Source organism: Actinoplanes couchii, from assembly GCF_016862075.1.
GTDB lineage: Bacteria > Actinomycetota > Actinomycetes > Mycobacteriales > Micromonosporaceae > Actinoplanes > Actinoplanes couchii.
On record NZ_BOMG01000044.1, the window covers coordinates 122,539 to 147,332 of the forward strand.

Annotated in this window: 22 protein-coding genes; 9 read left to right on the forward strand and 13 right to left on the reverse strand. The window is 70.6% G+C overall.

What is annotated here, in order from left to right; all coding sequences use genetic code 11:
* Positions 1 to 143 precede the first annotated feature (143 nt).
* The 3 genes from Aco03nite_RS17005 (at position 144) to Aco03nite_RS52970 (ending at position 3,671) form a co-directional block, all read left to right on the forward strand.
* The gene (locus Aco03nite_RS17005) at positions 144 to 1,847 is read left to right on the forward strand and encodes an alpha/beta hydrolase (protein WP_203796321.1); all 1,704 of its coding nucleotides are present in this window, start codon (positions 144 to 146) and stop codon (positions 1,845 to 1,847) included.
* A 100-nt stretch (positions 1,848 to 1,947) separates the two neighbouring features.
* Positions 1,948 to 2,148 (forward strand): hypothetical protein, encoded by a 201-nt coding sequence (locus Aco03nite_RS17010; RefSeq protein ID WP_203796322.1) that lies wholly within the window; start codon positions 1,948 to 1,950, stop codon positions 2,146 to 2,148.
* Positions 2,149 to 2,204: 56 nt separating this feature from the next.
* The gene (locus Aco03nite_RS52970) at positions 2,205 to 3,671 is read left to right on the forward strand and encodes a WD40/YVTN/BNR-like repeat-containing protein (RefSeq protein WP_239145221.1); all 1,467 of its coding nucleotides are present in this window, start codon (positions 2,205 to 2,207) and stop codon (positions 3,669 to 3,671) included.
* A 440-nt stretch (positions 3,672 to 4,111) separates the two neighbouring features.
* Here Aco03nite_RS52970 and Aco03nite_RS17020 read toward each other — a convergent pair whose 3' ends face one another.
* The gene (locus tag Aco03nite_RS17020; RefSeq protein ID WP_203796323.1) at positions 4,112 to 4,750 is read right to left on the reverse strand and encodes a response regulator; all 639 of its coding nucleotides are present in this window, start codon (positions 4,748 to 4,750) and stop codon (positions 4,112 to 4,114) included.
* Complete coding sequence (locus tag Aco03nite_RS17025; RefSeq protein WP_203796324.1) at positions 4,702 to 5,985, reverse strand: sensor histidine kinase; 1,284 nt, start codon at positions 5,983 to 5,985, stop codon at positions 4,702 to 4,704. The genes Aco03nite_RS17020 and Aco03nite_RS17025 overlap by 49 nt, the downstream gene beginning before the upstream one ends.
* A 136-nt stretch (positions 5,986 to 6,121) precedes the next feature.
* On the opposite strand from Aco03nite_RS17025, the gene Aco03nite_RS17030 reads away from it, so the two are divergent.
* From Aco03nite_RS17030 to Aco03nite_RS17050, 5 genes are all read left to right on the forward strand, one after another.
* Complete coding sequence (locus Aco03nite_RS17030) at positions 6,122 to 7,159, forward strand: fatty acid desaturase family protein (protein WP_203796325.1); 1,038 nt, start codon at positions 6,122 to 6,124, stop codon at positions 7,157 to 7,159.
* A 390-nt stretch (positions 7,160 to 7,549) separates the two neighbouring features.
* Positions 7,550 to 8,488: a CDP-alcohol phosphatidyltransferase family protein gene (locus tag Aco03nite_RS17035; RefSeq protein ID WP_203796326.1), complete on the forward strand. Its 939-nt coding sequence runs from the start codon at positions 7,550 to 7,552 to the stop codon at positions 8,486 to 8,488.
* Positions 8,489 to 9,428: 940 nt separating this feature from the next.
* The gene (locus Aco03nite_RS17040; protein WP_203796327.1) at positions 9,429 to 11,054 is read left to right on the forward strand and encodes a phospholipid carrier-dependent glycosyltransferase; all 1,626 of its coding nucleotides are present in this window, start codon (positions 9,429 to 9,431) and stop codon (positions 11,052 to 11,054) included.
* A gap of 9 nt (positions 11,055 to 11,063) precedes the next feature.
* Positions 11,064 to 12,698, forward strand: coding sequence for a GMC oxidoreductase (locus Aco03nite_RS17045; protein WP_203796328.1), 1,635 nt, complete (start codon positions 11,064 to 11,066; stop codon positions 12,696 to 12,698).
* 8 nt (positions 12,699 to 12,706) lie between these two features.
* Positions 12,707 to 13,507: a helix-turn-helix domain-containing protein gene (locus Aco03nite_RS17050; RefSeq protein WP_203796329.1), complete on the forward strand. Its 801-nt coding sequence runs from the start codon at positions 12,707 to 12,709 to the stop codon at positions 13,505 to 13,507.
* Here the strand turns inward: Aco03nite_RS17050 and Aco03nite_RS17055 are convergent.
* From Aco03nite_RS17055 to Aco03nite_RS17065, 3 genes are all read right to left on the reverse strand, one after another.
* Positions 13,464 to 14,180 (reverse strand): SDR family oxidoreductase, encoded by a 717-nt coding sequence (locus Aco03nite_RS17055; protein WP_203796330.1) that lies wholly within the window; start codon positions 14,178 to 14,180, stop codon positions 13,464 to 13,466. The two genes, Aco03nite_RS17050 and Aco03nite_RS17055, sit on opposite strands and share 44 nt — an antisense overlap.
* Positions 14,181 to 14,351: 171 nt before the next feature.
* Entirely contained in the window at positions 14,352 to 15,818 is a 1,467-nt protein-coding gene (locus tag Aco03nite_RS17060; protein ID WP_203796331.1) for a deoxyguanosinetriphosphate triphosphohydrolase family protein, read from the reverse strand.
* An 11-nt stretch (positions 15,819 to 15,829) separates the two neighbouring features.
* Complete coding sequence (locus Aco03nite_RS17065; protein WP_203796468.1) at positions 15,830 to 16,348, reverse strand: LURP-one-related family protein; 519 nt, start codon at positions 16,346 to 16,348, stop codon at positions 15,830 to 15,832.
* A 149-nt stretch (positions 16,349 to 16,497) separates the two neighbouring features.
* On the opposite strand from Aco03nite_RS17065, the gene Aco03nite_RS17070 reads away from it, so the two are divergent.
* Positions 16,498 to 17,601, forward strand: coding sequence for an MBL fold metallo-hydrolase (locus Aco03nite_RS17070; protein ID WP_203796332.1), 1,104 nt, complete (start codon positions 16,498 to 16,500; stop codon positions 17,599 to 17,601).
* Here the strand turns inward: Aco03nite_RS17070 and Aco03nite_RS17075 are convergent.
* The 8 genes from Aco03nite_RS17075 to Aco03nite_RS17110 form a co-directional block, all read right to left on the reverse strand.
* Positions 17,594 to 18,118 carry a nucleotidyltransferase domain-containing protein gene (locus Aco03nite_RS17075; RefSeq protein ID WP_203796333.1) on the reverse strand — a complete coding sequence of 175 codons (525 nt, stop codon included), beginning with the start codon at positions 18,116 to 18,118 and terminating at the stop codon, positions 17,594 to 17,596. The two genes, Aco03nite_RS17070 and Aco03nite_RS17075, sit on opposite strands and share 8 nt — an antisense overlap.
* 174 nt (positions 18,119 to 18,292) lie before the next feature.
* Positions 18,293 to 19,207: a diacylglycerol/lipid kinase family protein gene (locus Aco03nite_RS17080; protein WP_203796334.1), complete on the reverse strand. Its 915-nt coding sequence runs from the start codon at positions 19,205 to 19,207 to the stop codon at positions 18,293 to 18,295.
* Between the two features lie 34 nt (positions 19,208 to 19,241).
* Complete coding sequence (locus Aco03nite_RS17085; protein WP_203796335.1) at positions 19,242 to 19,808, reverse strand: GAF domain-containing protein; 567 nt, start codon at positions 19,806 to 19,808, stop codon at positions 19,242 to 19,244.
* A 46-nt stretch (positions 19,809 to 19,854) separates the two neighbouring features.
* Positions 19,855 to 20,700 carry a CBS domain-containing protein gene (locus tag Aco03nite_RS17090; RefSeq protein WP_203796336.1) on the reverse strand — a complete coding sequence of 282 codons (846 nt, stop codon included), beginning with the start codon at positions 20,698 to 20,700 and terminating at the stop codon, positions 19,855 to 19,857.
* 27 nt (positions 20,701 to 20,727) lie between these two features.
* Entirely contained in the window at positions 20,728 to 21,660 is a 933-nt protein-coding gene (locus tag Aco03nite_RS17095) for a DNA-3-methyladenine glycosylase family protein (protein ID WP_203796337.1), read from the reverse strand.
* Between the two features lie 244 nt (positions 21,661 to 21,904).
* Positions 21,905 to 23,185, reverse strand: coding sequence for a Pecanex-like protein 1 (locus Aco03nite_RS17100; protein ID WP_203796338.1), 1,281 nt, complete (start codon positions 23,183 to 23,185; stop codon positions 21,905 to 21,907).
* A 40-nt stretch (positions 23,186 to 23,225) separates the two neighbouring features.
* Positions 23,226 to 24,005: a DUF4142 domain-containing protein gene (locus Aco03nite_RS17105; RefSeq protein WP_203796339.1), complete on the reverse strand. Its 780-nt coding sequence runs from the start codon at positions 24,003 to 24,005 to the stop codon at positions 23,226 to 23,228.
* 44 nt (positions 24,006 to 24,049) lie between these two features.
* Positions 24,050 to 24,736 carry a hypothetical protein gene (locus Aco03nite_RS17110; protein ID WP_239145222.1) on the reverse strand — a complete coding sequence of 229 codons (687 nt, stop codon included), beginning with the start codon at positions 24,734 to 24,736 and terminating at the stop codon, positions 24,050 to 24,052.
* Between the last annotated feature and the right edge of the window lie 58 nt (positions 24,737 to 24,794).

The window sequence follows — 24,794 nt, forward strand, 5'->3', positions numbered from 1 at the left end:
CAGGAGCCAGGCGAAAACCAGGGAGAACCCGGAGGGAAATAGGGCGGCGTCCGACAGCATCGACCCCCGATGATGGAGGGGCAACGTAGCGGGGTGGAACCGTCACCCCGCGTACGGTCCCGGCCCGACGAACGGAGCACCGGATGCGCATGCAGGTGGTGACGTCGCCGCCCATCCCCTCGCCGCGTCGCACAACCGATCATCTTCCCGCCACCGTCACCCCTCCGGCCCGCCGCCGCATCGCGTCAGCCGGCCTCAGCCTCGCCGGCGTCGCCCTGGGCGCCGTCTTCTACTGCCTCTCCTTCACCCCGTCCCTGCTGCCCCGCGTCTGGTTCCTGCAGGGCATGGTGGCCGGCGTCACCGCCGCCATGGGGTACGGCCTGGGCGCCGCGCTCGAGGCCCTGGTCCGCCGCTTCCGGGGGCCGATGCGCCCGCACATCGCCCGGATCGCCTGGGCCGTACTGGCGATCACCGTGCCGGTCCTGGTCGCGGTCTTCCTCTGGCTCGGCAACCACTGGCAACAGGACCTGCGGATCCGGCTCGGCATGGAACCCGCGCCCGACACCGACATCGCCCGCACCGTCAGCGTCAGCCTGCTCACCTTCACCGTGCTGCTCGTCATCGCCCGGCTGCTGCGCCTGGCCACCCACGGCTGCGCGTTCCTGTTCCGCCGGGCCGTCCCGGTGCCGGCCGCCTACTGCGCGGGCACCCTGGTGGTGGCGGTGCTCAGCTACACCGCCTTCGACGGCCTCCTCGTCGCCAACCTGTTCGCGATGGCCGACCGGTCCGCGGCCGTCGTCAACAACGGCACCGGCAACGGCGTCACCGTCCCGGTCTCCGGGCTGCGCTCCGGCGGCCCCGGATCGGCCGTCTCCTGGGACTCCCTCGGCCGGCAGGGCCGCGCCTTCGTCGCCGGGGCGCCCAGCACCGACGAACTCACCGCGTTCGCCGGCCGCCCGGCCGTCGAACCGATCCGTCTCTACGGCGGACTCGCCTCGGCGCTCACCGTCGAGGACCGGGCCCGGCTGGTGGTCCGCGAGATGGACCGGACCGGGGCATTCGACCGCTCGGTCATCGCCGTCTTCACCCCCACCGGCACCGGATGGGTGGACAACAAGGTCACCCGGTCGCTGGAGTACATGTACGCCGGGGACAGCGCCCTCGTCTCCATGCAGTACTCGTACCTGCCGAGCTTCTTCGCCTTCATGGGAGACCGGTCCGAAGTGGTCGACGCGGCCGACGCCCTGATCGGCGCCGTCCGGGACCGCTGGGCGACCATGCCGGCCGGCGACCGGCCACGGCTGCTGCTGTTCGGCGAGAGCCTCGGGACGTACGGGATGGAGACGACCTTCGGTACGCCGGAGGCCCTGGTCGACGGGGCGGACGGCGCGCTGCTCCTCGGGCCCACCTTCGCCAACCCGGCACACCGCGAACTCACCGAGAACCGGGCGGCCGGCAGTCCCGTCTGGGATCCGCACTACCCGCAACTGCCGATCGAGTTCGCCGACGACGCCACCGAACTGCGCGACCTCACCGGGCCCCGGCCCAAGGTCGTCTACCTGCAGAACGCCACCGATCCGGTGGTCTGGTGGAGCTGGGACCTGCTCTGGCAGAAACCACAGTGGCTGATCGGGAAACGGGCCGCCGACGTCACCCCGGACATGCACTGGTACCCGGGGATCACGTTCTGGCAGATCACCTGCGACCTGGTCTTCTCCAACAAGGTGCCGACCGGGCACGGGCACGTCTACAAGTCCGAGACCGTCGACGGGTGGGCGGCCATCGCCCCGCCGCCGGGATGGACGACCCAGGACAGCCTTCGACTGCGGGCACTGCTGGACCGGTGATCCGGTCATCCGTCCCGTCCCGGCCTTCCTCACGCCGGGGTCCTTTCCTTCCCCACGTCGGGTCCCCTCCTTCCCCACGTTGAGAATGTGGGGAGGGACCGTGAGGGAGGCACTGATGGTCGACGGGTTTCAGCGCGTGCCCGGGCGCCGGCAACGGCCGATCGCCCAAGGGGTCGCCGGCATGATCGCCGCCGTCCTGATCCTGGGCGGCGGGCTGCTCGCCGGGCGGCTGCTCAAGTCACCGCCACCCCTGTCCCCGTCACCGTCCCCCTCGGTTCTTCCATCGACATCAGCCACTTGACCCGGTAGCCCGGGCCGGTAGTTTGGGCCACCATGACATCGCATCGGAAGACATCAATGGCAGCGTTGGTCCTGGCCGTCACCCCGCTGTCCCCCGGGGCCGGCCTGTCCTGGCAGCTCACCGACACCGGGAGCACCGCCCGGTTCCGCGGGCTCGCCCCGGTCGACGCCGAGGTGGCGTGGGCCGCCGGCTCCGCCGGAACCATCCTGCGCACCGTCGACGGCGGCCGCACCTGGGCCTCCGTCGGACCACCCGAGGCCGCCGAACTGCAGTTCCGGGACATCGAGGCCTTCGGCCCCCGGGACGCGGTGGCACTCACCATCGGCGCCGGCACCGACTCCCGGATCTACCGCACCACCGACGGGGGCGCCACCTGGACCGAGACGTTCCGCAACGAGGACCCGGCCGCCTTCTATGACTGCGTCACCTTCCTCGACCGGCGGCACGGCCTGGCCCTCTCCGACCCGGTGAACGGCAAGTTCCGCATCCTCGCCACCCGCGACGCCGGCCGCACCTGGCAGGTACAACCCACCGACGGCATGCCGGCCGCCCTACCCGGCGAGTTCGCCTTCGCCGCCAGCGGCACGTGCCTGGTCGCCCCGCCCGCCCCCACCCACGCCCACACCAGCGCCTCTTCCTCCGCCGCTACCGCCTCCCCCGTCTCTTCCTCCACCGCCGCTACCACCGCCTCCGCCGCTACCACCGCCTCCGCCGTCTCTTCCTCCACCGCCGCCGCTTTCTCTGCCACCGCCGCTTCTTCCTCCTCCGCCGCCACCGCCGCTTCCTCCTTCTCCGCTGCCACCACCGCCTCCGCCGCTTTCTCCGCCGACGTCTCCGCCGCCCCGGGGGCCTCGCTCACCGGCCCGGGCCGTCCGGCGGGCTCGTCTGCGGCGACCGCCCGCACGGATGCGTCGGTCGATGCGGGCTCCTCGCCCGCTGGCGCAGACGCATCGTCCGTCAGTGCCGGTGCCTCGTCCGCCGACGCGGACGGCTCGTTGATCGGTGCGGCTGCCTCGCCCCGGGGAGTGGATGCGTCGATCGATGGCGGGCATGCCTCGCCGGGCGGCCGTAACGCCTGGTTCGCCACCGGTGGTGATTCGGTAGCCCGGGTCTTCGCCACCCGGGACGGCGGCCGGACCTGGACCGTCACCGCCACGCCGGTACCGAGCGGGGCCAGCGCCGGAATCTATTCACTCGCCTTCCGCGACGCACGAAACGGCATCGTCGTAGGCGGCGACTACAACACCGAGACGTCGGCACCGGACGGTTCGGCGGTAACCCACGACGGCGGCCGAACCTGGACCGTCTCCCGCACCGAACCCGGCGAATACCGCTCCGGAGCCGCCTGGCTCGGCCGCACCGCCTTGGCCGTGGGCCCGACCGGCAGCGACGTCTCCCACGACGGCGGCATCACCTGGCGACGCTTCGACACCGGCAGCTTCGACGCGGTCGCCTGCACCACCGACGGCACATGCTGGGCCTCCGGCCGCGACGGCCGAATCGCCCGCTTGTCCCACCGCTGACGCGCCCATCCACAGGGCCGAGACTCGCCGGCCCGCTTGCACGGCCCGGACTCACCGGTCCGCGTGCAGGGTCGGGGCTCGCCGGCCCTGCACACGACAAGCCGCCCTCCCGAAAAGCCGGTTCCAGACCAACCAGATCCCAGACCCAAACCCACCACGCAGTACGGCATTCCCTGCGCGTGACAACCCCGAACCCAGACCCGGCGCTCTCAACGTGACGATCCCGGATCCGCTCCGACCCACCTCGTCACGCGACACGGCGACCACCCCAGCGCGGCAGCTCCGAATCCATACCGGCTGCCTCGGCACACAGCGCCCTCAGCGTGGCGACTCCAAATCCATACCGCCCCACCCCGGAACGTAGCGACCTCAGCGCGGCGATTTCGGGGCCGGACGCGGTGTGGCGTGACCTCGCGGGGCGGGGCGGGGCGGGGCGACGGTCAGACGTCCAGGTAGGCGAGGACGGCCAGGACCCGGCGGTGGTCGTCGTCGGATGGTGGTAGGGCCAGCTTGGTGAAGATGCTGCTGATGTGTTTGCTCACGGCCTTTTCACCGATGTAGAGCTTCGTGGCGATCGCACCGTTCGAGCGGCCCTCGGCCATCAGGCCCAGTACCTCACGTTCGCGAACGGTCAGTGCTGCCAGTGGAGGCACGTTGCGGGCCAGCAGCTGGGTGACGACCTCCGGGTCCATGATCGTGCCGCCGCCGGCCACCCGGCGGACCGCGTCGATGAACTGGGCGACGTTCGCCACCCGGTCCTTGAGCAGGTAGCCGACCCCGCCGGCCCGGTCGGTCAGCAACTCGCGGGCATAGAGCGGCTCGACGTGCTGCGACAGCACCAGCACCGGCATCCCGGGGATCGCACGCCGGGCCGAGATCGCCCCCTGCAGCCCCTCGTCGGTGAAGGTCGGCGGCAACCGCACGTCGACCACGGCCACGTCGGGACGATGCTCCACCAGCGCGGGCAGCAGCGACGGCCCGTTGTCGACGGCGGCGACGACCTCGCAGTCGTACGCCTCGAGGATCCGGATCAACCCGTCTCGAAGGAGGGCGAGGTCCTCGGCGATGACAACGCGCACGGCAGCTCCACGGTCACGACGGTCGGCCCGCCCGGCGGGCTGGACACGCTCATCGTGCCATCAAAGGCGGCGAGACGTCGCTCGATGCCCCGCAACCCGGTGCCACCGGCCGGATCGGCGCCGCCCCGGCCGTCGTCGGTGACCCCGGCGAGCAGCATGTCGCCGGTGTGCCGCAGGTCGACGGAGACCGCGCCGGCTCCACTGTGCCGGGTAGCGTTGGCCAGCGCCTCGGCGATCACGAAGTAGGCCGCCGACTCGACCGGCGTGTCCAGCCGGCCGGGCAACGCCGCGGTCACCGTCACCGGGATCGGCAGGGCCATGGCCAGGGCCCGCACCGCGCCTTCCAGTCCGCGCTCGGCGAGCACCGGCGGGTGGATGCCCCGGACCAGCTGGCGCAGCTCGACCAGGGCCGCCGAACTGGTCTCGCGGGCCTCGGCGAGCAGTTTGCGGGCGGTGGCCGGGTCAGCGCCGACGAGCTCCTCGGCGAGCCCGATGGTCATGCCGAGCGAGACCAGCCGGGCCTGTGCCCCGTCGTGCAGGTCACGCTCGATCCGGCGCAGCTCGGCGGCCTGCGCGTCGACGGTGTCGGCCCGGGTGGTGGTCAGCTGGCTGACCCGCAGCCGCAACTCGGCGGCCCGGGTCGGGGCGAGGAACAGCCGGGTGATCCAGGCATCGGCGCGACGTGGGTAGGGCGCCGCGGCCACCCCGATCGCCAGGATCACCACGCCCTGCGGCAGGGACAGGAAGCCGTCGGCGAGGGTCGAGATCGGCCAGATCACGCCATAGCCGTAGTCCGTCCCGAGCGAGATCAGGAGCGGGATCAACAGGATGCCCTCGACCCCGTAGACCGGCAGGACGATTGCCAGCAGGCCGAGGACCGGGCCGAGCACCGCGCCGGGCAGCAGCCAGGCCAGATCGCGCCAGGTGGCCGGGTCACGCATGATCCAGCGGTAGTGCCGGAGACCGCCGAGCGGAGCCCGCTGCGGGCGGGGCAGATAGGGCCGGTCGATCGGCCTGCCCCACCTGGCCGCGAGCCTGCGGGCCAGGTTGGCGCGGGTTCGGATCAGTTTCGTCACCAGGGGCAGCAGCACCAGCCCGAGCCCGAGCACCGGGGTCAGCACCAGCGAGACGACGAAGAGCACGAAGAGCGGGATGTTGAGGACAGCCAGCGGGACGGCTGTCGCCCCACTCACCGCGGCGCGCAAGCCCTCCCGAATCCAGTCACGCGAGTCCATGCCCCCATCCTGGCCGCCGGGGGCCCGCCTGTCGGTAGGGGTAGCCCCACCTTCTTCGGTAGGTGGTGGTAGCCCCACCAACAAGAGGGTGCTGGCACACCTGACGCGCGGGCGCCGCGCCGGTTGGCTGGTGGACATGACGACGACAGCCGAGACCCGTACCGCCGGAAGTGATTTCGCCGAGCTCAATCGCCGGATCAACGCGGCCGGGCTGCTGCGCCGGCGCCCGGGCCACTACACCGTCCGGATCGGACTGACGGCTCTCGCCCTGATCGGCGGATGGGCCGCCTTCTTCCTGGTCGGCGCCTCCTGGTGGACGCTTGTCGTGGCGGTCTTCCTGGCCGTGGCGTTCGCCCAGGTCGCGCTGGTGGCGCACGATCTGGCGCACCGGCAGGTGTTCCGCACCAACCGGCCGAGCGCCCGGGCCGGGCTGATCGCCGGCAATCTGGCGATCGGCATGTCCTACGGCTACTGGATGGACAAGCACACCAAGCACCATGCCAACCCGAATCATGACGATCTGGATCCCGATGTCGGCCCCGACGTGCTGGTGTGGTCCCGCGAGCAGGCGCGCGGCCGGGGTTTCCTGACACGTCACCAGGCCTGGTTCTTCTTCCCGCTGCTCACCCTCCTGGGGGTCGACCTCAAGCGGGACAGCGTTCGGGCTCTGCTGGCCGGCACGGTGAAGCGGCGCGGACTGGAGAGTGTGCTGCTCGCGGCCCACTTCGCCGGCTATCTCGGGGCGGTCTTCCTGGTGCTGACCCCGCTGCAGGCGATCGCCTTCCTGGTGGTGCACCAGGCGTTGTACGGGGTCTATCTGGGGCTCACGTTCGCGCCGAACCACAAGGGCATGCCGCATCCCGACGGCACCGAGGACTACCTGCGCAAACAGGTTCTGACCTCGCGTGACGTGCGGGGTGGCCGGTTCGTGGACGTGGCGCTGGGCGGGCTCAACTATCAGATCGAGCACCACCTGTTCCCGGCCATGCCGACGCCGAACCTGCGCCGGGCCCAGCCGATCGTCCGCGACTTCTGCGCCGAGATCGGGGTGCCCTACGAGGAGACCGGACTGGTCGAGTCGTACCGGCAGGCCTTGGGGCACCTGCACGACGTCGGCGCCGAGCTGCGGGCCGAGCGAAGGACCCGGGGACAGACCAGGCCAGAGGCCCGGTGATCCGGGCCGGGCGAGCGGGCCGGCCGGCCCGAAGCGGGGCGGCTGACAGGCCGGCCCAAGGCCCGAAGACAGTCGGCCGACAGGCCGGACGAAGGCTCGAGGTGGGGTGGGTGGTGGGATGGACGGCCCCGGTGGGTCATCGATGGGCCGAAGTTCGGGACGGTGGTCTGAACTCCGGGACGGAATTGAGCGGTTGGCGGGCGTGAGGCGTAAGGTAGCCGAACCGGACCGGAAGTGTCCTTCGGTCATCCATCGAAGCGACACCGGTTCGTAACAACCCCGTCAAATTCGATTACTGGCCGCCGTGATCGACATTACCCCTGGTAGTGCCTTTCGTTCACCGGCGGGCCACATAGCGTTCTCAGAGGATTAAGGTTTAAAGTGCCGCGCGTGAAGGTGACCTTGCAGGAGATCCGGGAACGGACCTACAAGCCGGTCGACGCGTGGTGGACCGTGCTTCTGGTCGACCCGCTGGCGTCGCGACTGGTGCGTCTGGTAGCGCCCTACCGATGGATCACGCCCAATATTCTGACCCTCATCGCGTCGATCTTCGGGTTCGGTGCTGCCGCCTGTTTCGCCGTCGGTGAACCGTGGTACCTCGTGGCTGGTGGAGCCCTCTTCCACATCAGCTTCGTGGTCGACTGCATGGACGGCAAGATCGCCCGGCTGAACGGCACGGGCACCATGTTCGGCCAATGGCTCGACTTCGTGCTCGACCGCGTCCGGGTCTTCTTCATCGCGCTGGCCCTGTTCGGCGGCCAGTTCGTGCGGACCGACGACGTAGCCTGGCTCTGGCTGATGGCGATCGCGATCTTCCTGGACCTGTTCCGGTACCTGAACAGCGCCCAGATGGCGAAGGTCCGGCGCAGCATGAAGGACCAGATCAACGCCTACAAGGAGCCGCTCCGCGCGGCCCAGGCCGAGGCGGCCGCCGAGATGAGCGAGCCGTCCACCGAGATGCCCGAGCCGGAGCCCGAGACCGAGCAGACGACGACTCCCGTCAAGAAGCGTTCGCTGAAGAACCGGGTCGGCGGAACTCTGCGCCGCAACCGGATCCGGACGCACCTGTTCAGCGGTATCGAGTACGAGATGTTCGTCTTCATCGTCGGCCCGGTCACCGGTCTGGTCTTCCAGGTCACCATCTTCGCCGGTGTCGCGCTGCTCGCCTTCGAGACGTTCCTGATCTGGAAGCTGCTCCGCGCGTGCCAGAAGTTCCCGGCCAACCTGGAGGCCGCCAAGACGGCCTACGAGGAGCACGAGGCCGAACTGGCCGCGCAGCAGCCGCAGCCGCAGCCGCAGCCGACGCAGCACACTCCCGCCACGGTCTGAGGCACCTGACACCTGACAAAAACATCGAGCACCCCCGGCGCACCCGCGCCGGGGGTGCTCCTTTTTGTGCTTGAAAGACCACAAAGAGGCGCAAGACAGGCGGGAGGGACACGCGCGGGCGGGAGGGGCAAGGCGAGCGGAAGGGAGGTCAGGGGCTGGGAGAGCTGGAACCGGCAAGACGAACGGAAAGGAAGTCAGGGGCCGGGAGAGCTGGAACCGGCAAGACGAACGGAAAGGAAGTCAGGGGTCAGGAGAGCTGGAACCGGCGAGGCGGGCGGTCGGAGGCGTGGGATGGGTTTGGGACTGCTCTCGGTTTGGAACTGCCCGGTTGGGGCTGCTCCCGGTTTGAGGCTGCTGCCGGTCTGGGGCTGCTCCCGGTTTGCCACTGGAAACGGGTATGGGTGGGGGTGTGGGTGCCGAAGAGACGGCTGACGGAGTGGGGCCGGGGAACGGACTGGGGGGACTGATGACGGTTCTTGTGGCTGGGGCTGGGCGGGATCTCTCCCTGGGGGAAGTCTCGTTCACCGTTCGGCTTCGGGTTGTCAGTTTGAACTCTGGGCGGGGGCGTGGCGACTGCACCGTCAGCCTCTGGCACTGTGGGGGGCATCGGGGGTGCAGCCGGCAACGTACCGATCGGGACGGGTGGGTTTCGTTCGGTAGTGCGTTTCCCGGGGTGTACTCCGGGCACTGGCCTCATGTGCACTTCGCCGTGCATTCCGGTGGGGATGACGACTCGCTGTTGCATTCGGCTCAGCTGGCGCTTCCCGGGGACGCCTGTGCCAAAGCGGGACGCTCCACCGGCGGCATGCGGCTTGCCGAGGACGGCTGTTTCAGCGGAGGGTGGGCGCTCGAGATACCTTCCGTGACCGGCGATGTCACCCGTGGGATGGTGGCCACCCGCACGGTGGGCGTCTGATCGGGGCCCGGCTAGATTGGCGCGATGCCACGACGCAGATTGATCTACATCCTTGCTGTTGTGGCGATGTTGGGGCAGATGGCGTTCGCCATGGTGACCACGGCCATGCAGCAGTCGCCGACCATCGACGAGCCGGTCTACGTGGCCACCGCCGAGGTGTACCGGCAGCAGCAGAGCCTGCGCTACAACCCGGAGCATCCGCCGCTCGGCAAACTGATCATCGCGGCGGGCACGGCGTTCGCGGGTGCCGAACTGGATCCGGCCTATCCGGGGAATCAGACCCGGCTGGGGCGGCATCTGCTCTACGAGAGCGGTAACAATCCGTTTCAGTTGATGTTGCTGGCGCGGCTGCCGGTGATCGTACTGACGCTGGCCTTCGGTCTGGTGGTGTTGTTCTTCGCCCGGGATCTGGCGGGTCCGTGGGCGGGGCTGATCGCGCTGGCGTTGTACAGCTTCTCCCCCGATCTGATCGCGCACGGATCGCTGGCGACGCTCGACGTGCCGGCGGCGGGGATGCTGCTGACCGCATTCTGGATGGCGTGGCGGGCCCGGGAGCGGCCGAAACTGTACGTGCCGCTGGCCGGGGTGGCGCTCGGTGCGGCGCTGGCGACCCGGATGAGCGTGCTCCCGGCCGTACCGCTGCTGATCCTGCTTCTGGCCCTTTCCACCTGGACAGCGCAAAAGGCACAAGAGTCCACAACAGAGGCGGCGGGAAAGACGGGGAAGCGACTCGGTGCGGCGACCGGCGCGGCCGTCGGGGCGGGGCTGATCGCGATCGCGGTGGTCTGGTTCACCTATCTGGTGGTGGATCCGCGGCTGCGCTGGGAGACCCCGCCCGGCCTGCCCGAGTTGGAGGGGCTGAAGGCGCTGGCGGTGGATCTGCTGCCGTTCCCGCAGGCCTACCGGGACGGCATGCTGGTCCAGTTCAAGTTCGAGAACAAGCTGTACAACGGGTTCCTGCTGGGTGCGGCCTACAAGGGCTCCCCCTGGTACTACATGCCGGTCGCGCTGCTGATCAAGACGCCGCTGGGGATGCTGGCGCTCTGGGTGGCCGGCGTGTTCACCATGCTGGTGGTGCCGAAGCTGCGGGCGGCGACGCTCTACCTGCTGCCGGTGTCGGCGCTGTTGTTGCTGGTCACGATGACGGGGGCACGGAACTTCGGCACCCGGTACGTGATCATCCTGCCGATGTTCCTGGCGGTGGCGGCGGGCGCGGTGGCGCTGATCCGGACGAGGTCGTCGTGGATGGCCACGGCGGCGCTGCTGCTGATGGTGGCGACGAGTTCGGTGCGGACGTACCCGTACTACCTGCCGTACTCGAACGAGGCGTTCGGTGGCACCGCCAACACGCACAACAACCTGCACGACGCGAACGTGGACTGGGGTCAGGATCTGGCCCGGCTCGGTCAGCACCTGAAGGTGAACTATCCGGGCGAACCGGTGTGGCTGATCTACAAGGGTTCCGGGGTGCCGCGGTACTACGGGATCAACGCGCGGGATCCGTACACGGTCCCGGTCAGTCAGATCCGCGGTCTGCTGGTCATCTCGGACAGCCGGGTGGCACTGGCCAGTCCCCGGCTCAAGGGAATGATGGAAGGTGCCACCCTGATCGACCAGGTGGGCTATTCCATCAGCATCTATCGCCGCTAACGTGTGACGATGGCGGACTTCGACATCGTCATCGTGGGCAGCGGCTTCGGCGGCAGCGTCAGTGCGCTGCGCCTGGCGGAGAAGGGTTACCGGGTCGGCGTGCTGGAGGCCGGGCGCCGGTTCACCCCGGAGACCCTGCCGAAGACGTCGTGGGATCTGCGCAACTTCCTCTGGGCGCCCCGGCTGGGCCTGCGCGGTATGCAGCGGATCACCCTGCTCAAGGACATCATGGTGCTGTCCGCGGCGGGGGTCGGCGGGGGTTCGCTGGTCTACGCCAACACGCTGTACGTGCCTCCGGCCCCGTTCTTCGACGATCCGCGCTGGTCCGGGATCACCGACTGGGCCGGGGAGCTGAAACCGTTCTACGACCAGGCGTCCCGGATGCTCGGCGTCGTCGAACAGCCGACGATGACGCCGTCCGACGTGGTGATCAAGCGGGTCGCCCAGGACATGGGGGTGGGCGGGACGTTCCGGCGTACCCCGGTCGGGGTGTTCTTCGGCGAGCCCGGAAAGACCGTGCCGGACCCGTACTTCGGTGGCGCCGGACCGGATCGCACCGGTTGTGTCGAGTGCGGCGACTGCATGATCGGCTGCCGGGTCGGCGCGAAGAACCGGCTCGACGTCAACTACCTCTACCTGGCCGAGCGGGCCGGTGTCACGGTGCACCCGGACACCGAGGTGACCGCGGTCCGCCCGGACGGTTCGGGCTGGCGGGTCGAGACCCGGCGCGGGGTGTTCACTTCCGGTCAGGTGATCCTGTCGGCGGGGGCGCTGGGCACCCAGCGGCTGCTGCACACCATGCGCGACACCGGCGTACTGCCGCGGTTGTCCGCCCGGCTCGGGCATCTGACCCGGACGAACTCGGAGGCGTTGCTCGGCGCCGCCACCAAGGACGTGCCGGAGCAGCCGTTCTCCCGGGGCATCGCGATCACGTCGTCGTTCCATCCGGATGCCGACACGCACATCGAGCCGGTCCGGTACGGGCCGCGCAGCAACGCGATGGGCCTGCTCTCCACGATTCTGGTGGACGGCGGCGGGCGGGTGCCGCGGCCGCTGCGGTTCCTCGGGCAGGCGGTGCGGCACCCGGTGGTCCTGGCCCGGTCCCTGTCGGTACACCGGTGGAGCGAGCGCACGATCATCGCCCTGGTCATGCAGTCGGCGGACAACTCGCTGACGGTCCGGCGCACCCGTGGCGGGCGGCTCACCACCGGTCCCGGCCACGGCGAACCCAACCCGACGTGGATCCCGGTCGGGCACGCCGCGGTCCGCCGGATCGCCGACCGGATCGGCGGTCACCCGGGCGGCACCGTCGGCGACGTCTTCGACATCCCGCTGACCGCGCACATCCTCGGCGGCGCGACCATCGGGGAGTCGGCGGAGACGGGTGTGGTCGACGCCTACCACCGGGTCTACGGCCACCCCGGCCTGCACGTCATCGACGGCGCCGCGGTCCCGGCGAACCTGGGCGTCAACCCGTCGCTGACGATCACCGCGCTCGCCGAACGGGCCGTCGCGCTCTGGCCCAACAGGGGTGACGCCGACCCGCGGCCGGCGCTCGGCGACCCCTATCGGCGGGTCACCCCGATCGCGCCCCGGAACCCCGCGGTGCCCGCGGGCGCGCCGGCCGCACTGAGAATCACATGATCCACTCGGTGCCGGAAGCGGCAGTCACGACACCCTGCCTGACCATTCTCGGTCAACCCGACCCGCGGTTACGACGACACGTGCTCACCTACAGCGGCTTCACCACCGCGACACCGATCCCGCACCGGCTGCTGCCGATCAACGTGCCCGCGCTGGTCATCGACGTCACCGGGGCGTGCCGGGTGGCGACCGGGGTCAGTGCGGCACCGACCGTCGGCGGGCCGAGCCGGTGGGGGCACGGCGTGACGATCGGCCTGACCCCCGGCAGCATGTCGGCGCTGCTCGGGCTGCCCCTGGTGGAGATCACCGGCCGGACCGTGCCGCTCGCCGACGTGCTCGGCCCGGGCGAGGCCGACCTGGCCGAACAGCTCGCCGGGCTCGACTGGCCCGGACGGTTCGCCCTGCTCGACCGCTGGCTGGCCGGGCGCCTGACTCCGGACGAAGCCGATCCGTTGCTGACCGCGGCCTGGTGGCGCCTGCAACACGGCCCCGGACGAGCCCGGGTGGACGCCGTCGCCACCGCTCTCGGGACGAGCCGCCGCCGGCTGGAGGTCGCCTTCCGCAGGTCGGTCGGTGTCTCCCCCGGCACGGTCGCCCGGGTCGCCCGGTTCCAGCGTGCCGCCTCCCGCCTGCTGACCGGGACACCGGCCGCCCGCGTCGCCGCCGACACCGGATACGCCGACCAGCCGCACCTGACCCGCGACGTCCGGTCCCTGGCCGGACTCACCCCGACCGCCCTGCGCGACCTGCTCCCGGCACACGGGATCAGATCATCAGGCCGCCGGTTGCTCGCAGATTCTGGCCGGTGATCCAGGCGCCGTCCGGTCCGGCCAGGAACGCGACCACCGAGGCCACGTCGGACGGCTGCCCGAGGCGTCCCAGGGCGGTCAGACCGGCCGCCCGTTCCAGAGCTTGAGGAGTGTTGACCGCACGGAGCATGTCGGTGTCGGTGGCGCCGGGCGAGACCGTGTTGACGGTGATGCCGCGGGGGCCGAGTTCCCGGGCGGCGACGCTGGTGACCTGCTCCAGCGCGGCCTTGCTGGCGCAGTAGAGGGCGAGCCCCGGCCCGGCGACCGCGGTGTTGAGCGTGGAGATGTTGACGACCCGGCCGCCGTCCGGCAGCAGCGGGATCGCGGCCTGCAGGGCGAAGAGCGGGAACTTCGTGTTGATCGTCAGAACCCGGTCGAACTCGGCGGCTGTCAGCTCGGCGATCGGCTGCTGCACGGCGATACCGGCATTGTTGACCAGGATGTCCAGGCCGTCCCGGACCGGCTCGAAGATCGCCGGGAGGGTGTCCAGATCGGCCTGGTCGCAGCGGACCGCGGTGGCGCCGATCTCGGCGGCCAGCAACTCCGCGGCGTCCTTCGCCCGCTGGTAGGTGAACACGACCCGGGCGCCGTCCGCGGCCAGCCGCCGGGCGACGGCCCGGCCGATGCCCCGCGAGCCGCCGGTGACGAGAGCGGTTTTTCCGGTGAGCGTCATGCCGGGACGCTATCTACGCTCACCGTCGGGCGTCTTGAACAAAAACGATGCGCCGGTACGCCAGCACCTCCACAACCGCACCAGCGGGTCCCGTCCCGGCACCGCGAGGTCCGCGCGCCACCGGACCGACCCCCGACCGCCGGGCCGGACGCGGTGGTCCAGGTGAAAAGGTCAGAGCACCAGGGCATCCGTCCACAGCTGGCGGGACCGGCCGGACAGCGCCTCCATCAGGCCCACCGCCTGGCTGTCGGTCAACCCGGCCACGAAGTCGACGATGGCCCGGCCGCGAGCGCGCTGAACCCGTTCCGGGGTGCCGGGCGGCAGCTCGGTTTCGGCGAGTTCCACCAGGTCACGGAGGCGGCGGGGCAGGCGCTGGGCCTCCTCCGGGTCGGTCAGCCAGGACAGCAGGGCCTCGACCAGCGACGCCAGCAGCCGGCCCTGCCCGCGCTGGTGCAGGGCCAGGTCGGGGCGTTCCAGCACGAACCGGTTCTGCACGAACTTGAGGATCTGCACCTCGTGCCACTGGGCCCGGGACAGCTGGACGTGACCGCTGCGGACGGCCGGCTGCCCGATCATCTCGACCGACTCGACCAGGCGCCGGGTCCAGTTCGCCGAGAACGCCGCGACCCGGGCCTCCGACTCCAGCGAGCCGTCGAACGGGCGGGCCAGCAGCCCGTCCACCAGCTCGGCCCGGACCAGTTCGACGGCGTCGGCGAACGCCGAGTCGTCGGCGATCCAGCCGTCCTTGCGGTGCAGCTGGCGGCGCAGCGACTCGATGGCGCCGCCGGCCCGGTTGACGTCCGACTCCGGGCCCCAGCGCTGCCACGCCATCAGCTCGGCGGCGACGGCGCCCTGCTGCAGCACTCCGACCCGGTGCACGTCCTCCAGGTCGTGGATGGCGTAGGCGATGTCGTCGGCGGTGTCCATCACCGAGGCCTCGACGGTCTGCTGCCAGTCGGCGACGCGCCCGGCGAACGGGGCCCGGGCCGCCCGGACGTCGGCGATCTCGGTCGAGTAGGCGCCGAACTTGAGCGAGCCGCCCTCGGGGTCGTCCGGCACCTCGGCGGCGCCGCGCGGTGGCGGGTCCATGAACCGCGGGTGCGGGTCCGGGTGGGTGAGCCGGGTCCACGGGTACTTCAGGATGGCCGCCCGGACCGCGTTGGTCAGGTTGAGGCCGATGGTGGCCTGGCCGCGGATCTCGGTGCTGGTGACGATCCGGTACGACTGGGCGTTGCCCTCGAAACCGTCGCGCAACCCGAGCCGGTTGCGGGCCAGCCGGTCCAGGACCCGCTCGCCGAGATGCCCGAACGGCGGGTGCCCGAGGTCGTGGGCCAGCGCCGCCGCCTCCACCACGTCCGGGTCGCAGCCGCCGAGCTTGTCGGCCAGGTCCGGTTGGGCGGCCCGGACCCGCTCGGCGATGGCCCGGCCCACCTGGGCCACCTTGAGGCTGTGGGTGAGCCGGTTGTGCACGAGCAGTCCGGCCCCGCCGGGGCTGATCACCTGGGTGACCCCGGCGAGGCGGGCCAGGAACGGGGAGCTGACGATCCGGTCCCGGTCCACCCGGAACGGGCTCGACGCCAGATCACCGGGGGCCACCAGGCTGTCGCCGAAGAGTCGTTGGGCACGGGGGTCGTCCATGCCCGGAGAATCTACCGACTCTGCAGAGCGTCCAGCGCGACGGCCATCGCCACGACCAGCCTGCGGTCCAGGTGCGGGTCGTGGATGCTGACCTGGTAGGTGTCCCGCAGGCCCCACTTGCGGACCACCGAGAACGCCGGGCGGCCCTGGATCGTGAAGTCGAAGTGGTACGGCAGCCACGACAGGTAGTCGATGAAGCGCCGCAGGATCGCCACCCACTGGTTGCGCTCCTGGCCGGGGATCTCGCCGTACCCGGGCTGCTCCACCACCCAGCTGGAACGCAGCAGGGAGGCGGCGAAGTTCTTCCGGAACAGGCCGATCGGCTGCCCGTGGGCGTCGGTCACGTCGTAGGTGGCGCCCAGGTCGATGACCTGCCGCGCCTTGAAACCGAGCAGCGGAACCTGCTTGGTGTCGTCGGTGTAGAGGGTCACCTGCTCCTTGAACGCCAGCCGCTTCTGCTGGGCGAACGCGAGGATCCCGGCCTCCTGACCGTCGTGGCTGACGGCGTGGACCTCGTACTGGTTGACCATGAGACGTATGCGCTGGCGAACGATGAGATGGTTCTGCGCCTGAAGGGTGTCGAGCGTCACCGGCGCAGTGTGTCATACCCGCCACTGGCTGAGAGGACCCTGTGGGGCTCGGTGGCCGGTCGCAACCTGCGGGGGTCAGACTGGAGACCATGGCTAAGCGAACGCGTACCCGTACCGTGATGGCTCTGGCACTGGCTGCCGCGGCGGTGTGGGCCGCCCGCGACGTCCCCGCCCAGATCGGCGCCCGGGCCCGGGGCGCCCGCCGGGAGCGGATCCAGCGATCACCGCAGTATTCCCAGGGCAAATTCCACAACACCGTCCCCGCGTCGCAGATCGCCGTCGGTTCCATGCCGCGGACGGCCCTCGCGGCGGTCGGCGACCGTGACTCGCGGCGGCCGCACCAGCCGATCCCGCTGGTCACCCCGGTCCCCGGCGACACCGCCGAGGGCCTGCACATCACCTGGTACGGCCACTCCTCCGCGATGATCGAGATCGAGGGCCGCCGGGTCCTGCTCGACCCGGTGTGGAGCGACAGGTGCTCGCCGTCCCGGCTGGCCGGGCCGCGCCGCCTGCACGAGCCGCCGGTGCCGCTGCGGGAGCTGCCGCCGATCGACGCGGTGCTGATCTCCCACGACCACTACGACCACCTGGACATGGTCACCATCCAGAACCTGGTGGATCTGCAGGCCGCCCGGTTCCTGGTGCCGTTGGGTGTCGGCGCGCACCTGGAGCGCTGGGGTGTCCCGGCCGGCCGGATCGTCGAGCTGGACTGGAACGAGACGGCCACCGTCGCCGGCATCGAGTTCGTCGCCACCCCGGCCCGGCACTTCTCCGGCCGCGGGTTCAGCCGGGACGAGACGCTCTGGTCCAGCTGGGTGATCAACGGCCCGACCCGGAAGGTGTTCTACTCCGGCGACACCGGCTACTTCGACGGGTTCGCCGCGATCGGCGCCGAGCACGGGCCGTTCGACGCGACGCTGGTGCAGGTCGGGGCGTACGGGGACGCCTGGCCGGACATCCACATGACCCCGGAGGACGGTGTCGCCACCCACGTCGACGTGCGCGGTGGCCTGCTGATCCCGGTGCACTGGGCCACGTTCAACCTGGCCCTGCACGAGTGGGCCGAGCCGGCCGACCGCACCTGGAGCGAGGCCAAGGCCCGGGGCGTGAAACTGGCCGTGCCGCGCCCCGGCGAGCGGGTGGACGTGGACAACCCGCCCGCGGTCGACGGCTGGTGGCAGCAGGTCAGCTGAAATCTGCCGGCAGGGGGATGCCGAAGCGGGCGCAGAGCAGTGGCACGTCGTGCCGGTCGGCGGCCCGGGGTGGATAACCGGTGTGCCATCGCACCGCCCACTCCGGGGCCTCGCACCGGACCCGCCGGCCGGCGATCTCCCCGCACCCGCCCAGCGCCCCGGCCTCGAAGACCGTCCCGTCGACCGCCGAGCCGTAGTGCAGGCGGCCGTCCGGCAGGCGTTCGTAGAGGTGCAGGTCGACGCGCCGCCGGTCGCCGTCGTGCAGGACGAAGTTCCACGGGCGGTCGCCGGGGCACGGGAAGACCCGGTCCAGACCGCGGTTGGCCAGCGCCCGCAGCAGCCACTCCAGGTGTGTCGCGGGCGCCCACAGGTCCAGGTCGGCGTGTTCCCGGGTCTGTTCACCGAGCAGCGCGTCGACCGCCCAGCCGCCGGCCACGCTGACCTCCACCTGGTAGTCGTCGAGCGCGTTCAGCACCGCGACCACGTCGCCGGCCGTCATCACGTACCGCCCGGTCATCCCACTCCCCCGCTCGTGCCGCGAGCGTCAGGTAACCGCAGTGTCCTTCCCGGAACCATCCACCGTTCGGTGGGCACCGCATCCGCCCGGCGGTCGCGGGGCGGCCCGGACCACCGCCTGCCTCGCGGCCGGCCACGGGAGAGGGCCGCTGCGGTTGTCGGAGGTGTAGGCGTATCAACTCCGCTGTTCTTCTTCGGAGGGAACGCAGATCCGGACGGCGGCGGGAACCACCTCGGCGGTGAACTTCCTGGTCTTGGCGCGGTCGCCGCCGTCGAGTTCGTACTCCATCTTCGACTCCAGCGTGACGTCGATCCGGCGGGCCCGGGTGGTGCGGACGAACGGTGAGGTGTCCGAGCGCTTGACCGCCATCGTGCCCAGTGTGCGGGCCCACTGCAGCGCGTTGTGCGCGGTGGCGACGCCGACGTCGAGCCAGCCGTCGGTCGGGGAGGCGTCGTCGAAGGCCTGGATCCCGGCGTGGATGGTGCCGACGTTGCCGATCAGGACGCAGCTGGCCTCGTCGTCGAACCAGTCGGTGCCGTCGATCCGGATCTTCGCGCGCGGGGTCTCGCCGTTGACGTGGCGCAGGCCGGTCCAGACGTAGGAGAGTTTGCCGAGGCGGTCCTTGAGGGCGCCGTCCGCGTCCTTGATCATGGCGCCGTCGAAGCCGACACCGGCCATCACGGCGAAGTGCTCGCCGTCGAGACGGCCCAGGTCGAAGCGGCGGCGGTCGCCGGTGAAGGCGATGTCGACGGCCTTCTCCAGGTCGGTCGGGATGCCCAGGTTGCCGGCCAGCAGGTTGCCGGTGCCGGCCGGCATGATCGCGACCGGGACCTTGCGGCCCTTCTTGTCCCGCGCCAGTACGTCGAGGGTGCGCTGCACCATGCCGTCGCCGCCCCAGACGACCAGCAGGTCCACATCGGCCTTGATCGCCTTGCGGACCTGCTTGGGGGCCTTGCGGCTCTTCGGCACCTCGTACCAGAGGAGCTTGTCGATGTCGTGCAGGGTCAGGAGGCGGCGTAGCTCGTCGAGGCCGCCACCCAGGGTCTTGCGCTGGTGGGCCACGACGGCGATCGTGCGGGGGGTTCGCATGTCGCCGCCGTTACCCGATCGGGCGCGCGACCAATCAGTTGACGGTCTCGCGCATGCGCTGTTCGGCGGCCGCGCTGCGGATCACCATCAGGCGCAGCTCCAGCTCGTCGGCGACGATCTCGGCCAGGTTCTCCAGGGCCTTCAGCTGGCGCGGGTTCGCCTCCCGGGGCACGCTGTCGATCACGTTGACGGTGCCGAGCCGGTAACCGTCGTGGGTGCGGATCGGTGCGGCGGCGTAGAACCGCAGGCCCAGGTCACCACGGACCAGCGGGTGCTCCAGGGTGCGCGGGTCCACGGCGGCGTTGTTGATCACGTAGACGTCGTCCTGGGCGATCACCGAGGCGCACAGGCCGGGCTCCGTGCCGATCTCGCGGACCCCGGTCAGCCCCTGGCAGGCGGCTAGCCACACCCGGTCCCGCTCGACCAGGGAGACGGTGGCGATCGGGGTGCCGAAGAGGGCGCCGGCCACGAACGCGATCCGGTCGTACGCGTCCTCGAACGGCTGATCCACCAGCCGGTAGCGGCGCACCGCGTCGAGCCGGGCCTGCTCCCGCGGGTCCACGTTGTCCAGGTACTCGTAGGCGCCAGACGACTCTGTCATGGATGAAACCCTATTCCCGTCGATCCGGGACATGTCGCACAGCGGGTCAGTCGATATCCGCGGTCAGTGCACGAACCCGCAACCGGGTGATCGCCCGACCGGTCACCTCGGTCACCTCGGCGGTGAACTCGGGCAGCGTCACCACCTCGCCCGGAGCGGTCGGGATGTGCCCCAGCTCGGCCAGCACCAGCCCGGCGACGGTGGTGCAGCCGCCGTCGGCCCGGCCCCGGAACCCGACGTCCGGCAGGTCGTGGATCGGGAACGAGCCGGGCATCAGCAGCGCCCCGTCCGGTTCCCGCACGGCCGACGCCACGTCGTGGTCACTCTCGTCGTAGATCTCCCCGACGATCTCCTCGACCAGGTCCTCGATGGTGACGATGCCGTCGACGGCGCCGCTCTCGTCGGCGACCAGGGCCAGCGTCTGTCGTTCGGCCCGCAGCTGCTGGAGGGCGCCGGAGACCCGCAGCGTGGCCGGCAGGAACAGCGGCGGGCGGGCCAGCCCGTCGACCGGGCCGGCCGCGCCGACCAGGTCACGCAGGTGCACCACGCCGAGCACGTCGTCCAGCCCGGCCGGGCCGACCACCGGCGCCCGGGAGTGCCCGCCGTCGATCAGGACCCGCAGCGCCGCGCCGGCGGGCCGCCCGCAGGGCACGGTGAGCACGTCCCGGCGGGGCACCAGGATGTCCCGCAGGCTCCGGTCGGCGATCGCGTAGGCGCCGGAGATGATGGTGCGCTGCTCGGCGGAGAAGTCCCGCTGGGCGGCGACCAGCGCACGGCTCTGCCGCATGATCGCCGACCAGCCGGAGAAGCGTTCGGTGAGCAGGGCCCAGCGCTGCGCGAGGAGGATCGGCTCGCTGCCACTGATCAGTACCAGGAGGTACAAAGCGAACATCCCGAGCAATTTACCCAGCTGAGCGGGTCAGAACCGGGAAAACGACCGCAGCGGCATCCGCGGACCGAACTTCGGCGCGGTGATCCCGCCCAGCGCGAGCAGATCACAGACCCGGCCCCGGTGCCCCCGGAACGGCTCCAGCAGCTCCAGCATCCGCTCGTCGGTGCCCCGGGCCTCACCGGCCAGCGCGAACGCCACCGTGTTCGGGATGTGGAAGTCGCCGACACTCACCGCGTCCGGATCGCCGAACACGAACCGCACCGTCTCCGCCGCCGTCCACGGGCCGATCCCCGGCAGCGCCGTCATCCGGGCCGTCGCCTCGGCCGCGTCCACACACCGCTCCAGCCGGTCCGCCACCCGCGCCGCCCGCAACAGCGCCTCGGTGCGGCGCTGCTCCACCCCGAACGGATGGAACTCCCAGTAGGCGGTCGCCGCGATCTCGGCCGGGTCCGGCGGCAACAGCAGATCGGCCGGGCCGGGCGCGGGCACCCCGAAACGACGGCACACCGCGCGGTACGACCGGTGCGCCTCCTTGCCGGTCACCTTCTGCTCCAGGATCGCCCGCAGCAGACGGGGGAAGAGCCGGGCGGTGGCGGGTAGGCGTACGCCGGAGAAGGTCCTGGCCAGGCGACCGACCAACGGGTGGCGCACGGCCAGCTCCGGGAAACCGCCGACGTCGTCGCGCAGTCCGATGATCGAGTCGGCCGTCTCCATCGCCCACGCCGCCCCCGGGCCGTGACCGGTCGCCACGAGCTCCGCTCCGGACCTCTGAACGATCAACGACGCGGGGCCGATCGGCGTACGCATGGCGAGCGCGAGCCCACCGGCGTCGAACCGCCCGCAGGGGTCGGACTTCGGGACCAGCAGGGGCCGCACCGAGGCGCCGAACGCGTACCGCTCCGGTGGCGTCAACCTGCGGGTCAAGGTCACCGGGTCACTATGCCACCGAATCGCGGACATGCCGATGGCCCTGACCTTGCTCCAGGGTCAGGGCCATCGGGAGGTGATGACCGGACACCCGAGAAAGGTCCGGTCATCAGGGAAACCATCCGCCGTCTTGTCGTCCGGCAGGGGGAAGGACGACGCCGTAGCGAAGGGGGGTTCCGGACCGGGTCACCACAACCCGGTCCGGATCGTTCCGGCTTCGACGGCGGGCGGTTCCGCTGTCTGTACTACCGTGCTGAACTAGCTGAACTTGCCGTACTTACCGGACGCGGACCCGGACCGAGTCGAAGGCCGGCGTCTGGTTGGCGCGCTCCATCATCGGGATACGGTGCGAACCGTCACCCGCCCAGGAGGAGCACTGGTAGTTGCCCGAGGTGGGCAGGCCCGGCACCTGGATGGCGACGGTGTCCGGCTGAGCGCTGCCACGGTTGTCCTCGGTCGCCACGAAGAACTCGGGGACCGGGTCGGCGGCCGGAGCCGCCTGCTGGCTCTGCAGGATCCGGCACGCGGTGTGGAAGTGACCACGGACGATGCCGTTCTGCAGGACCGAGCTCTCCACGTAGTAACCACCCTGGCCGGCCGCGAGGAAGCGGTCCCGGATCAGGTTGCGGGTGCTGACCTGGATGGTGAAGGCCTGGTTGCGGTTCACGTTCCGGGGAGCGTTGGTGATCAGCAGCGTGGAGTTGTTCGCGGCCGCGCCGACCTCACCGAACTCGGTGGAGACACACCGGTTGCCGTTCTGGAAACCGTCGTGCGGGGCGAGGTTCGAGGTGTCGCAGGAGTTGGTCAGCACACCGAGGCCGGCGCCAGGGGGCGGGGTCTCGGCCTGGCCACCACCGTTGTTGCCACCGTTGTTGTTGCCCTGGTCGCCACCCTGGTCGCCACCGTTGTCGCCCTGGTCGCCGCCCTGGTCACCACCGTTGTTCTGACCGTTGTCGCCACCGTTGTCGCCCTGGTCGCCACCCTGGTCGCCACCGTTGTTGCCCTGGTCGCCACCGTTGTTGCCGCCGTTGTTCTCTTCGCCCTCGCCGGCGGCGGGTTCCTCGCTCGGCGCGGCACTGGCTTCGCCGCCACCGTTGTTGCCCTGGTTGCCGCCGTTGTTCTGGCCGCCACCGTTGTTGTTACCACCGTTGTTGTTGCCACGGCCGCCGCCACGACGGGCGTTGGTGGTCGCCTCGGTGACCTCCTCGTCGGAGACGTTCTTCATCACCCAGTCACGGCACCGCGCCCGCACCTGGGCGGTGGTCGCCACGTCACCGGCGCCGTCGTCCGCGTGCTGCGTGACCTTGCCGTTGTTCGTGGTGTACGTGCCCTTCCGGGTCTGGGTGGAGAGCTGTGCCCGGTTGGGGGCCTGCAGGTCGTCGCAGGCGGCCAGAGCCCGCTGCTGGGTGCGCTCCGTGCTGGCACTCGAGATCTGAGTGACAGTCACCACGCCGCCGAACGCGGCCAGGGCAGCGGCGCCGATGACGGCGACGCGGCGCTTACCGCTGAACCAGGACGGGGAGCCGCTGCTGGCGCGCCGGTACTTGGACCTTCGCATGGGTGACACCTTTCTCTGTCGCCGTGGGCGATGTTGAGATCTACCGTGCGCGGAAGATGCGCATGGTCGTAACAACCCCGACCACCAACGCGGCAGCGAGGATCAACAGGATTACCGTGTTGCTCAGACCCGGGATGTTCTGGCCCTGCTGGGCGGAGACCATCATCTGGTTGTCCAGAGGGACCGGGCCCTGTCCCGCGGCTGCTGCCGGCGCCGGCGCTGTGGGGAGCGCGGCGTAGTCGACGATCCCGCTGCTTTCCAGCAGGGTCATGTGCGTCATCACGAACTGGTTGGTCTGCTGCGCGAGCTTGCGGACCGAGTCGTTGCGTGTGGTGGCGCGGATGGTTCCGATGGCCGGGAAGATCTTGCCGTGCGCGGCCCGCAGCCGGTCGATGAAGATCTGGTCGAACTGCTGCGGGGTCGCGGCGTTCTTCATCTCGTCGAGCCAGACCTGCTGGTCGCCGTTCGGCTGGTTCGGCAGGCTGATACCGAGCTGCTTGGCCACCGTGCGGTCCAGCGAGTCGAGCGCGACGTGCTGCTCGGCGATCGCCTTGCCGATCTTCACGACGTTCGGGTCTTCGGACTTCTCCTGGGCCATGTTGCCGGCCGGGATCTCCCAGAGACCCGCCAGGCGGACCTTGATGATGAAGTCGCGGTCAGCGTCGCTGACCACTCCGGTGCCCTTGTTGGTCAGCCCGGTGTTCGGGGGCACTGGCACGGGTTCGTCAGCGGCGTGAGCCGCCCCGGCCGGCGCCAGCATGAACGCCAGGGACATGGCCAGGGTTCCGACCAGCCATCGGGGGGCTCGGCGGGTCTTCATCTCGTCTCCTCCAACCTTTCCTGTGCCTGTGCCTGTGTGCCGGATCAGTAGCTGTAGTCGCTGCCCGATTCGGCGTCGCTGCCCGCGTCGCCGGAGGTGTCGTCCTTCGGCGGAGCGACAGGCTTCGACACGGCCGGGAGGCAGGTGAGGTTCTTGGTGCCGTTGGGCTGGATCACGAACCAGGTGCCGCTGACGTTCTGGCCCTTCCACTGACCCGGCTTCTTGTCACCGATGTAGCGGTAGAGCGGCCAGCCCTTGAGGGTGAGCTGCTTGGTACCGTCCGCGCGGGTCACCGTGCCGACGAGCGACTTGTCGACGCCCTTGAGCGTCGGGTTGCCGTCGTTGGTGAGCGCGGCGGGCCAGATCTTGGCGCAGTCGCCGTTGCAGTTCGACTTCGCCGGGTCGTCCTCGTCCTTGTCGAACCGGTAGAGCACGAAGCCGTCCTGGTCCTGGACGGTGGTGCCCATCAGCTTCACCTTCTGGGAGGTGAGCGACGTGGTGGTCAGCTCCTCGCTGATCTCCGGGACGTTCGCCTCGTCGGCCGGAGCGTCGGGCTCGGCGGTCGAGTCCGTCTCGGGCTCGGCGCCCGCGGTCGCCTCGGCGCCCGGAGTCGCGACGACATCGTTGGAGGCGGGCTCTGCGGCGTTGCCGTAGTCCGCCGCTTCGTATTGGGTCGGGGCACATGCGGACAGGGCGAACACTGCCGCCAACGCCGCGCCTACGACCCTCAACTTGCGCTTCTCCGGTACCACGTGGCCCCTCCCGGGTGATTCATGGCTTTGGCCATTC

Coding starts and splice junctions, on each gene's coding strand:
- Aco03nite_RS17005 (WP_203796321.1), top strand. CDS start 144: ATGCGCATGCAGGTGGTGACGTCGCCGCCCATCCCCTCGCCGCGTCGC.
- Aco03nite_RS52970 (WP_239145221.1), top strand. CDS start 2,205: ATGGCAGCGTTGGTCCTGGCCGTCACCCCGCTGTCCCCCGGGGCCGGC.
- Aco03nite_RS17025 (WP_203796324.1), bottom strand. CDS start 5,985: ATGGACTCGCGTGACTGGATTCGGGAGGGCTTGCGCGCCGCGGTGAGT.
- Aco03nite_RS17030 (WP_203796325.1), top strand. CDS start 6,122: ATGACGACGACAGCCGAGACCCGTACCGCCGGAAGTGATTTCGCCGAG.
- Aco03nite_RS17040 (WP_203796327.1), top strand. CDS start 9,429: ATGCCACGACGCAGATTGATCTACATCCTTGCTGTTGTGGCGATGTTG.
- Aco03nite_RS17045 (WP_203796328.1), top strand. CDS start 11,064: ATGGCGGACTTCGACATCGTCATCGTGGGCAGCGGCTTCGGCGGCAGC.
- Aco03nite_RS17055 (WP_203796330.1), bottom strand. CDS start 14,180: ATGACGCTCACCGGAAAAACCGCTCTCGTCACCGGCGGCTCGCGGGGC.
- Aco03nite_RS17060 (WP_203796331.1), bottom strand. CDS start 15,818: ATGGACGACCCCCGTGCCCAACGACTCTTCGGCGACAGCCTGGTGGCC.
- Aco03nite_RS17065 (WP_203796468.1), bottom strand. CDS start 16,348: ATGGTCAACCAGTACGAGGTCCACGCCGTCAGCCACGACGGTCAGGAG.
- Aco03nite_RS17070 (WP_203796332.1), top strand. CDS start 16,498: ATGGCTAAGCGAACGCGTACCCGTACCGTGATGGCTCTGGCACTGGCT.
- Aco03nite_RS17075 (WP_203796333.1), bottom strand. CDS start 18,118: ATGACCGGGCGGTACGTGATGACGGCCGGCGACGTGGTCGCGGTGCTG.
- Aco03nite_RS17080 (WP_203796334.1), bottom strand. CDS start 19,207: ATGCGAACCCCCCGCACGATCGCCGTCGTGGCCCACCAGCGCAAGACC.
- Aco03nite_RS17085 (WP_203796335.1), bottom strand. CDS start 19,808: ATGACAGAGTCGTCTGGCGCCTACGAGTACCTGGACAACGTGGACCCG.
- Aco03nite_RS17090 (WP_203796336.1), bottom strand. CDS start 20,700: ATGTTCGCTTTGTACCTCCTGGTACTGATCAGTGGCAGCGAGCCGATC.
- Aco03nite_RS17095 (WP_203796337.1), bottom strand. CDS start 21,660: ATGTCCGCGATTCGGTGGCATAGTGACCCGGTGACCTTGACCCGCAGG.
- Aco03nite_RS17100 (WP_203796338.1), bottom strand. CDS start 23,185: ATGCGAAGGTCCAAGTACCGGCGCGCCAGCAGCGGCTCCCCGTCCTGG.
- Aco03nite_RS17105 (WP_203796339.1), bottom strand. CDS start 24,005: ATGAAGACCCGCCGAGCCCCCCGATGGCTGGTCGGAACCCTGGCCATG.